We start from the raw sequence: 9,288 nt of genomic DNA, 5'->3' as shown, positions 1-9,288 counted from the left end.
GTGCCCCGGGGGGGGGGGGGCGGAACCCCCCCCCCCCGCCACACCCCCGATGGTTCCCCGGCCGGCCCGGCGCCGGGTTCACCGCTCGACCGGTGGCCGGGTCGCCGGCACCAGGGCCAGGGCCGGGATCAGCAGGACCGGTACGACGAGCAGTGCCCGCAGCGTCCCGACCTGGTCGCCGAGCAGCCCGACCAGCGGCGGGCCGGCGAGGAACGCGGTGTAGCCGATCGTCGCGACCACACTGACCCGGGCCGGTGCCCGATGCTCCTCGTCGGCCGCCGCGCTCATCCCGACCGGGAAGCCGAGCGAGGCGCCGAGTCCCCAGAGCGCGACGCCGGCCAGCGCCACCGGTCCGGTCGGTACCAGGACCGCGACCAGCACCCCGAGCAGCGCCACCCCGATCGTGCCGAGCAGGACCGGGACCCGCCCCCACCGGTCGATCGCCACGGTCCCCACCGTGCGACCGATGGTCATCGCGGCGACGAAGACCCCGAAGACCGCCGCGCCGGTCGCCTCGTCGAACCCGTGGCCGTCGATGAAGGCGACCGCGATCCAGTCCATCGCGGTGCCCTCGGTGAAGGCCATCACCAGGACCAGCAGGCCGATGAGCAGGGTGCGCGGCTCCCGCCAGGCCCGCAGCACACCGCTGCCGGCTGCCGGTTCGGCGCTGCCGGTCCGCTCCTCGCCGGTGGCGGGTGCCGGGCCGGCGGTCTGCTCCTCGCCGGCGGCCGACGCGGGGGTGGCGGTGAGGAAGTGCCGGACGCCGGCCAGGGTGCCGGCGAGCACGATGCCGGCGACCAGGCTCAGGTGGACGGGCAGCGGAAGTCCGATGTGGGCACCGCCGGCGCCGAGCACGGCGCCGGAGACGGTGCCGAGACTCCAGGCGGCGTGGAACCGGGGCATCACGGTCCGGTGCAGCCGGCGTTCCACCAGCGCGGCCTCGACGTTCATCGCGACGTCGGCGAGACCCGAACCGTAGCCGAGGGTGGCGAGCCCGAGCGCGGTCAACGGTACGGACGGCCAGGCGCCGACCCCGACGCCGAGCATGACCAGTCCGGCCGCGACCAGGCCGGTGGCTCCGGCGGTGGTCCGGGGCGAGCCGACCCGGTGCACCACCGCCCCGGCGGTCAGCATCGCCAGGAACGCGCCGGCCGAGAGCGCGAGCAGCAGCAGCCCGAGCCGGCCAGGGCTGAGCCCGAGCGCCTCGCGGGCGGCGGGGATGCGGGCGAACCAGGAGGCGACGGCGAATCCGTTGAGCGCGAAGACGACCGCCACCCCGTTGCGGGCGGCGACCACCCGCCGCGGTGGGGCGGACCGTGCGGGAGTGGTCGGGGCCGCGGGGGCCGGGGGCATGGGGACTCCTTCGGCAGCGTTGGGCGGCAGCGCCGGACGGCAGCGTGACGAGCGGCGTGTGTGACGAGCGCGTACCGAAATGTCACCCCTGGGAGCGCTCTCATAACAAGCGTACGCTGACGGGAACCCCGGTCCGGGCCGTCTCCGCCGCCCGACGCGCACCGGGGCCGGCAGGAGCAGGGGGGGATCGGGATGCGGACGCGACCGGACGGACAGGCACGGCTCGAGGACGTCGCGAGGGTGGCCGGGGTGTCCCGGTCGACGGCGTCCCGGGTCATCTCGGGCTCCGGGCCGGCGTCGGCGGCGGCCCGGGACCGGGTCCGTTCGGCGGTCCAGTCGCTCGGCTACCGGCCGGACCAGGCGGCCAGGTCACTGGTGAGCCGATCGGGTTTCCGGCTCGTCCTCGGGGTCGTCGGTACGTCGCCCCGGGTGCTCGACGACCCGTACGTGCACCGGGCGGTCGCTGCGGCGGCGTCGGCCGGTACGGCGTACGAGGTCGGGGTCTCCCTGGAGTGGCTGCCCCGGCACGCACCCCGGCTGGACCGGATCCTCGACGACCGGACCGTCCGGGCTGTGGTGCTGATCAACACCACCGAGGCGGCGCTGGACGCGGTGCCGTCGACGTTCCGGGGCCGGGTGGCCTCGATCGGCATCGGAGCCCGGGGGGTGCCCTCGTTCGACGTCGACAACGGTGGCGGGGCGGCGGCCGTGCTCGAGCACCTCTACGCCACCGGACGACGCCGGATCGCGATGGTGACCGGGCCGCTCTGGATGCCGTGCGCCCGTCGACCCGTCGAGGCGTACCGGAATCTGATGCGGTCGGCCGGGCTGCCCGTTCGGCTGGTCCCCGGTGACTTCTCCGCCGCCACCGGACGGCGGGCGACCCGGACGGTGCTGGACCGGTGGCCGGACACCGACGCGGTCTTCGGGATCAACGACGCGACCGCCTTCGGCGCGCTGGCCACGCTGCGGAACGCCGGCTACCAGGTGCCGGGGGACGTCGCGGTCGCCGGGTTCGACGACATCGCGTACGCCGAACTCAGCGCTCCCGCGCTGACCACCGCGACCCATCCGGTCGAGCGGATCGTCACGTCGGCGGTCGGCGCGGTCCTCGAGCAGTCCTGGGTGCCGCCGAGCACGCTTTTTCCCTCCACCCTGGTCCGCCGGGACAGTGCCTGAGTCTCGGCCGGGGCACCAGGTTCGTGGCGGAGCCGGGCGGATCCGGTGAAGGTCCGGTGAGCGGCTGTCCCACATGATCCACAGGGGCCCCGGGGCGGAATACCCTACCTCGGTGTCCACACTCACCCGTGTCCGGTTCTGGCTGATTGTCTTCATCACCGGTCTCGTCCTCAGCGGGGTGACCGCGTTTCCGCTGGAGGCGGAGGTCCGGATCCTGGTCCGGATGCTGCACGCCGACTGGTCGCCGGCGCCCGAGCACCTGCCCGTCCTGGTCGACTGGCTCGACCGGGTGCACGAGGGCATCGTCGAGACCAACCGCCGTTATCCGTTCATCGCGTACGGCACGGATTGGCTGGCCTTCGCCCACCTGGTCATCGCGGTAGCCTTCTGGGGGCCGCTGCGTGACCCGGTCCGTAACGTCTGGGTGGTGCAGTTCGGCATGATCGCCTGCGCGGCGGTCGTCCCGCTCGCGCTGATCGCTGGTCCGGTGCGCGGAATCCCCTGGTGGTGGCAGCTCATCGACATCTCGTTCGGGGTCTTCGGCATCATCCCGCTGCTGTTCGCGCACCGGTCGATCCGTCGTCTGGAACGCGGGACGGGGCAGCGGACGGCGGGTGGCGGGGTCGCCGAGCCGGCCGGTGTCGGCTGACCCCGGTCAGCGGGCGGGTGCCGGCCCGGTCGAGTCGCGGATCACCAGGGTGTGTCCGGTGGAGCGGCGCCGGGCCCGCCGGGACCGGGGCTTGAGGGCCAGGTCGAGGGCCATCCGTCCCATGTCGGTCATCGGCAGTCGTACGGTGGTGAGGCTGGGCGCGAGGTCCGCCGCGACCGAGACGTCGTTGAAGCCGACCACCGACATCCGTTCGGGTACGACGATCCGGTGCGCCCGCAGGGTGGCGAGGACGCCGATCGCCATCGAGTCGTTCAGCGCGAGGATCGCGGTGGTCCCGGGGTGGTCCCGGAGGATCCGCTCGGCGGCGATCCGACCGCCGTCCCGGGTGAAGTCGGCGTGCACGATCGGCAGTTCGTCGAGGGACCGGCCGTGGGCCCGCAGCGCCGCGTCCACTCCGGACAGCCGGTCGAGCACGGTGGTGAGTCCACCGGTGGCGGCGGCGACCGCGATCCGGGTGTGTCCCAGCCCGAGCAGGTGTTCGCCGAGCGCCCGCCCACCGGCCTCGTTGTCCGGGAGGACGGCGTCGACGCCGAGGAAGTGCCGGCCGATCGCGGCGACCCGCCCGCCGAGGTCCTGGAAGGCCGCCAGTTCCCGCTTCGCCTCGGCCTCGACGCCGGGGTCGGCGTAGCCGGAGCCGGCGATCAGGATGATGCCGACCCGCTGGGCGATCAGGTGTCGCAGCTGGCGCAGTTCGTGTTCCGGGTTCCGGCCGGAGTGGCAGATCTGTACCAGCAGGCCCTGCTCGCCGGCGACCTGGATGACCCCGCCGGCGATCTCCGAGAAGTACGGGTCGTCGATCTGGTGCACGACGAGTCCGACGGTCGAGCTGGCTCCGCCGGCCAGGGTGCGGGCGTACGGGTTGGCGACGTAGCCGAGTTCCCGGGAGACCTGCCGGACGCGGTCGGCGACCTCGGCGCTCACCCCGTCCCGGCCGGCCAGGGCGCGGGACGCGGTGGCCAGGGAGACCCCGGCGCGTTCGGCGACGTCGACCAGGCGCAACCTCGGGCCGGGCTTGGGCATCTGTTAACTCCCCAGAAATATCAAACACAGCCGTTGTAACCATTGCCCGTGACGCAGACCACAGCTTAGGGTACGTAAGCGCTTTCGTAAGCGCTTTCGTCCTGGTGCAAAGGAGCGTCCTGGGATGACATCCCGAGTGACACGCACACGATGGGCAACGGCTTTCGGCGCGGCGGTAGCACTCGCGCTGGCAGGCTGCAGTGGTGACGGCGGCGGGTCGGGCTCCGACGACGACCCGATCGTCGTCGGGATCTCGCTTCCGCTGACCGGTGACTTCTCCGAGCCCGGCAAGGGCGTGCAACGTGGCTACGAGGCCTGGGCGAAGATCACCAATGACAAGGGTGGCCTGCTCGGCCGTCAGATCGAGTTGAAGATCCTCGACGACCAGTCCAACGCGGACCGGGTCGTCGCCGACTACGAACAGTTGATCGGCAAGGACAACGTGGACATCGTGGTGGGTCCGTTCTCGACCCGCCTCGTCGTGCCGGCGGCCCGGGTGGCCGAGGAGTACGGCATGCTCTTCGTCGAGCCGGCCGGCGCGGCGAAGGAGGTCTTCGAGCAGGGCTTCAAGAACCTGTTCTACGCGGCCCCGGCGGTCGCCGACGACCACTACAACCACCTCGCCGCACACCTGCTGGCACTGCCGGCCGACCAGCGGCCGAAAACCGCCGCGTACGCCGCCATGGACGACCCGTTCGCCCAGGGCACCGCGTACGGACTGAAGGCGAAGCTGGAGGCCGGCGGCGTACGGACCGTGGTCGACGAGGTCTATCCGCCGAACACGACCGACTTCGGCAGCATCGCCGCCAAGATTGCGGCCTCGAAGGCGGACCTGGTGGTGGGCGGCTCGCAGTACCAGGACGGGGTGAACCTCATCGTCGCCCTGCAGCAGCTCAACTACCAGCCGAAACTCGCGGCCTTCTCGACCGCCCCGACGAACCCCGAGTTCGCGGCGGCGATCGGCAACAAGACCGAGGGGATCCTCTCGCCCACCGGCTACACCCAGAAGGCGCCGTACCCGAGCAACGTCGAGTTCGTGGAGAAGTACACCGCCCAGTTCGGCACGCCGCCGGAGGAGGACGAGGCGAACGCGTACACCACCGGGCAGGTGGTCGCCGCGGCCGTCGCCGCGGTCGGCTGCGCCGAGCAGGGCGAGTGCCAGAAGAAGCTGGTCGACTGGCTGCACGGCAACAAGGTCGACACCGTGGTCGGCCCGCTGCGCTGGGACGCGACCGGCAAACCGCAGGGCGCGCACATGATCCAGCAGTGGGTCGGTGGGCAGATCCAGATCGTGCTGCCGGCCGACGCCAAGGAAGTCGAGTTCGTCTATCCGAAGCCGGCCTGGTGAGGTAGCGGATGCCGTCCGGGGGACTGCTCCTGCAGAGCGTCGTCCTGGGGCTGCTGTTGGGTGGGCTCTACGCCCTCCTGGCAGCGGGCCTGACGCTCTACTTCGGCATCATGCGGGTGGTGATGATCGCCCACTCGGCGTTCCTCATCCTCGCCGCCTACCTCGCCTGGTGGTCACACACCCGGCTCGGGGTCGACCCGCTGTTGTCGATGATCGTCACGGTGCCGCTCTTCTTCGGCATCGGGGTCGGACTGCAGCGGCTGCTGCTCGCCCGGCTGCGGCCGGCCACCCTCACCATGATGTCGGTGCTGCTCACCTTCGCGATCGCGCTGCTGGTCGAGGGCCTGCTCGGGTACGTCTTCACCGGCACCCAGCGGCGGATCCAGCTCGGTTACGGTTCGGCGAGCTTCGGCCTGTTCGGCGCCCGGATCGCGGTGGTGAAGCTGATCGCGTTCGGGCTGGCCGGAGTGGCGTTGCTGACGCTCTACCTGCTGATGAAGAAGACCACCTTCGGCTGGGCGCTGCGGGCCACCATCCAGCACCGGGACGCGGCCCGGCTGGTCGGGATCGACACCGACCGGGTCGCCGGCTTCGGGTTCGGTCTCGGGCTGGCCACCGCGGCGGTCGGCGGCACGGCGCTGGCGCTGGACACCACCATCTACCCGTCGCTGCACTGGCACTGGATCGGCCCACTGATGGCGATCATCGTGGTCGGCGGGCTGGGCAGCGTACCGGGGGCGGCGGCCGCCGCCATGCTGCTCGGCCTGCTGCAGAGCCTGTTGCAGATCCCGATGGGGACCACCTGGGCGCAGACCGTCTTCTACATCGCGCTCTTCGCGACGCTGGCGTTCCGGCCGCAGGGATTCTTCGGAGGTCGGCTTGCCCAACGTTTCTGATTCCCTGACCCCGGCGCCGACCACCGGCCCGGCGACGTCGGCCACGACGCCTGTCCCGGCCGACCCGGCCGCGACCGGTCCGGCCCGTCGCCGGCTCGGCCGGCTGCTGTACGGCGTGGCGATCCTGGCCCTCGTCGTCGCGGTGCTGGTCTTCCCGTCCCTGGCCCCGAACCCGTACATCCTCTCCGCCGGCGTCGTGGTGCTGAACTACGCGGTGCTCGCCACCTCGTGGAACTTCGTCGGCGGCTTCACCGGTTACATCTCGCTCGGCCACGGCGCGCTCGCCGGACTCGGCGGCTACGCCACCGGACTGTTCGTGGTGAAGGCGGGGCTGCCGAGCTTCGTCGCGCTCGCCGCCGCCGGCCTGCTGGTCGCGGCGCTCGCGGTCCCGATCGGGTACGCCGCCCTGCGGGTCCGGGGCGCCTCGTTTGTCATCGTGTCGATCGCGCTGGTGTTGATCCTGCTCCTGGTCTTCCAGAGCTGGGCGTCGTTCACCGGCGGGTCACGGGGGCTGGTCGTGCCGCGACCGTTCCCGGGGCTGCTCCGGCCCGAACACCACAGGGCCTTCTTCTACCTCTTCGCCGGCCTGCTCGGGGTGGCCCTGCTGGTCTGGTGGCTGATCGACAGGTCCCGGTTCGGCCTCGGTCTGAAGGCGATCCGGGAGGACGAGGACAAGGCGGAGGCGCTCGGCACCCCGACCTTCGGCTACAAGCTGGTCGTCTTCGTCATCTCGGCAGGCTTCACCGGACTGGCCGGCGGGCTCTACGCGCTCTGGTTCGGCGACCTCGACCCGGTCTTCCAGTTCTCCATCCTGACCGGCTCCTACCTGGTCCTGATGGCGCTGCTCGGCGGCGTACGCCAGCTGTTCGGCCCACTGGTCGGCGCGCTGGTGGTCGGCATCGCGCTCGAGTACTTCAAGGTCGAGTTCGGCGATACCCAGCTGCACCTGGTCGCCACCGGTGTGCTGCTCGCCCTGGTGGTGCTCTTCATGCCGGACGGTGTCCTGCCGGCGCTCGGCGCCCTGTTCAACCGGTTCCTCCGGCCGACCCAGGCGTCGATCCGGGAGGTCACCGCCGCCGAACTGCGCGCCCAGCGGACCGGCGGCGCTGCGGTCGGGTCGCCGGCGGTGGACAGCGGACCGCAGGAGGACAGCGGGTCGCAGGCAGCGACCGGGCCGGCGGCTGCGACCGGGCCGGCGGCGGACGGGAAGCCGGCCGGTCGGACCGGACGGGAGGCGAGGTGAGCGGGATGGGTGAGCGGAGCCCGGGATCGGACCGGAGTCTGGAGACGACCGAGCTGACCAAGGCGTTCGGCGGCGTACGTGCCCTGGACGCGGCGAGCGTGACCTTCCGACCCGGCCGGGTCAACGCGCTGATCGGGCCGAACGGTTCCGGCAAGACGACCTTCTTCAACTGCGTCACCGGCATGATCCGGCCGGACAGTGGCCGGATCAGCTACCAGGGGCGAGACCTCACCGGTCGGGCCCCGCACGTGGTCGCCCGGGCCGGCCTCGGTCGTACCTTCCAGCTCTGCCGGGTCTTCCCCCGGATGACGGCGCTGGACAACGTCCTCGTCGCGGCCCGTCCCGGCGGCCTCGTCGCGAAGCTGCGCGGCGCACACCGCCGGGCCGACGTGGACCGGGCGAGGAGCTGGCTGACCCGGCTCGGCATCGAACACCTGGCCGAGGTCGAGGCCCGGAACATGTCCTGGGGGCAGCAGAAGCTGCTGGAGTTGGCCGGCGTGCTGATGAGCGACCCGGAGACGGTGCTGCTGGACGAGCCCGCCGGCGGGGTCAACCCCGCACTGCTCGACCGCATCGGGTCACTGGTGCGGGACCTCAACGCGGAGGGGAGGACCTTCGTGATCGTCGAGCACAACATGGACCTGGTGATGAGCATCAGCGACCACATCGTGGTCTTCGACCGGGGCCGGCCGATCGCCGAGGGGCCACCGTCGGTGATCCGGTCGGACGAGCGGGTGCTGGGGGCCTACCTTGGCGTCTGAGATCGAACTCGTCGACATCCAGGCCGGCTACGGTCGGGCCGCGCCGGTGCTGCGTGGGCTCTCCGTCTCGGTGGAGTCCGGCACCATCGTCTGCCTCGTCGGCCCGAACGGCGCCGGCAAGTCGACGGTGCTCAAGGTGGCGAGCGGCCTGTTGAAGCCCCGGTCCGGCCGGATCCTGGTCGGCGGGGTCGACGTCACCGGCCAGGGGCCACAGCGGATGCTCGCCGCCGGGGTGGCCCACGTGCTCCAGGGACACAGCGTGTTCCAGGAGATGACGGTCGCCGAGAACGTCCTCCTCGGCGGCTACACGCTGCGGGACAGGTCGGTCATCGCCCAACGGGTCGAGTTCGTCAAGGAACTCTTCCCGGTCGTCGCCGACCGGTGGCGGTCCCTGGCCGGGCTGCTCTCCGGCGGCCAGCAGAAGCAGGTCGAGTTCGCCCGGTCGCTGATGGTCAACCCGAAGGTCGTCCTGCTCGACGAGCCGTCGATGGGACTCGACCCGAAGGCCACCAGCACCGTCTTCGAGCAGGTCGTCCGGATGCGCGACGCGGGCACCGCCGTCCTGCTGGTCGAACAGAACGCCCGACGGGCGCTGGAAACCGCCGACCTCGGCTGTGTGCTCGACCTCGGCCGGGTGCACATCTCCGGGCCGGCGCCGCAACTGCTGGCCGATCCGCAACTCGGTGAGCTCTACCTCGGCGGCCGACCCGCCGAGGCCCGCCCACCGGCGAACCGCTGACCCGACGGTGGTGGCCGGGGCGCCCCGGCCACCACCCTCGGCCCCACCACCCAGGCACCATGCGCACAAAGCCAAAGTT

9 protein-coding genes are annotated in these 9,288 nt (G+C 71.9%); 7 read left to right on the top strand and 2 right to left on the bottom strand.

The window, feature by feature from the left end; all coding sequences use genetic code 11:
- Positions 1-78: 78 nt before the first annotated feature.
- Positions 79-1,353 carry an MFS transporter gene (locus tag ABGB21_RS36610; RefSeq protein WP_347656705.1) on the bottom strand — a complete coding sequence of 425 codons (1,275 nt, stop codon included), beginning with the start codon at positions 1,351-1,353 and terminating at the stop codon, positions 79-81.
- Positions 1,354-1,545: 192 nt separating this feature from the next.
- Between ABGB21_RS36610 and ABGB21_RS36605 the strand changes: the two genes are divergently transcribed.
- Both ABGB21_RS36605 and ABGB21_RS36600 read left to right on the top strand, forming a co-directional pair.
- Entirely contained in the window at positions 1,546-2,532 is a 987-nt protein-coding gene (locus tag ABGB21_RS36605; protein ID WP_347656703.1) for a LacI family DNA-binding transcriptional regulator, read from the top strand.
- Between the two features lie 112 nt (positions 2,533-2,644).
- A complete protein-coding gene (locus ABGB21_RS36600) occupies positions 2,645-3,181 on the top strand; it encodes a hypothetical protein (RefSeq protein WP_347656701.1) in 537 nt (178 codons plus the stop codon).
- A gap of 6 nt (positions 3,182-3,187) precedes the next feature.
- Here the strand turns inward: ABGB21_RS36600 and ABGB21_RS36595 are convergent, their stop codons facing one another.
- Positions 3,188-4,222, bottom strand: a complete 1,035-nt coding sequence (locus ABGB21_RS36595; protein ID WP_347681723.1) for a LacI family DNA-binding transcriptional regulator — start codon at positions 4,220-4,222, stop codon at positions 3,188-3,190.
- A gap of 136 nt (positions 4,223-4,358) precedes the next feature.
- On the opposite strand from ABGB21_RS36595, the gene ABGB21_RS36590 reads away from it, so the two are divergent.
- From ABGB21_RS36590 to ABGB21_RS36570, 5 genes are read left to right on the top strand one after another with little or no spacing between them, the layout of a single operon-like run.
- Positions 4,359-5,570, top strand: a complete 1,212-nt coding sequence (locus ABGB21_RS36590) for an amino acid ABC transporter substrate-binding protein (RefSeq protein WP_347681721.1) — start codon at positions 4,359-4,361, stop codon at positions 5,568-5,570.
- 8 nt (positions 5,571-5,578) lie between these two features.
- Entirely contained in the window at positions 5,579-6,466 is an 888-nt protein-coding gene (locus ABGB21_RS36585) for a branched-chain amino acid ABC transporter permease (RefSeq protein ID WP_347656695.1), read from the top strand.
- Positions 6,450-7,709 carry a branched-chain amino acid ABC transporter permease gene (locus tag ABGB21_RS36580; RefSeq protein ID WP_347656693.1) on the top strand — a complete coding sequence of 420 codons (1,260 nt, stop codon included), beginning with the start codon at positions 6,450-6,452 and terminating at the stop codon, positions 7,707-7,709. The genes ABGB21_RS36585 and ABGB21_RS36580 overlap by 17 nt, the downstream gene beginning before the upstream one ends.
- A 5-nt stretch (positions 7,710-7,714) precedes the next feature.
- Positions 7,715-8,470, top strand: a complete 756-nt coding sequence (locus tag ABGB21_RS36575; protein ID WP_347656691.1) for an ABC transporter ATP-binding protein — start codon at positions 7,715-7,717, stop codon at positions 8,468-8,470.
- Positions 8,460-9,209 carry an ABC transporter ATP-binding protein gene (locus ABGB21_RS36570; RefSeq protein WP_347656689.1) on the top strand — a complete coding sequence of 250 codons (750 nt, stop codon included), beginning with the start codon at positions 8,460-8,462 and terminating at the stop codon, positions 9,207-9,209. Before ABGB21_RS36575 ends, ABGB21_RS36570 begins: the two co-directional genes overlap by 11 nt.
- Positions 9,210-9,288 lie beyond the last annotated feature (79 nt).

The organism is Plantactinospora sp. B24E8 (assembly GCF_039871735.1).
Taxonomy (GTDB): Bacteria; Actinomycetota; Actinomycetes; order Mycobacteriales; family Micromonosporaceae; genus Plantactinospora.
The sequence above is the reverse complement of the archived record's forward strand: the minus strand, read 5'-3'. Positions and strand labels throughout refer to the sequence as shown.

Excerpts from the sequence above, each read along its gene's own strand:
- ABGB21_RS36605 (WP_347656703.1), top strand. The coding sequence starts at position 1,546 with ATGCGGACGCGACCGGACGGACAGGCACGGCTCGAGGACGTCGCGAGG.
- ABGB21_RS36595 (WP_347681723.1), bottom strand. The coding sequence starts at position 4,222 with ATGCCCAAGCCCGGCCCGAGGTTGCGCCTGGTCGACGTCGCCGAACGC.
- ABGB21_RS36575 (WP_347656691.1), top strand. The coding sequence starts at position 7,715 with ATGGGTGAGCGGAGCCCGGGATCGGACCGGAGTCTGGAGACGACCGAG.
- ABGB21_RS36585 (WP_347656695.1), top strand. The coding sequence starts at position 5,579 with ATGCCGTCCGGGGGACTGCTCCTGCAGAGCGTCGTCCTGGGGCTGCTG.
- ABGB21_RS36610 (WP_347656705.1), bottom strand. The coding sequence starts at position 1,353 with ATGCCCCCGGCCCCCGCGGCCCCGACCACTCCCGCACGGTCCGCCCCA.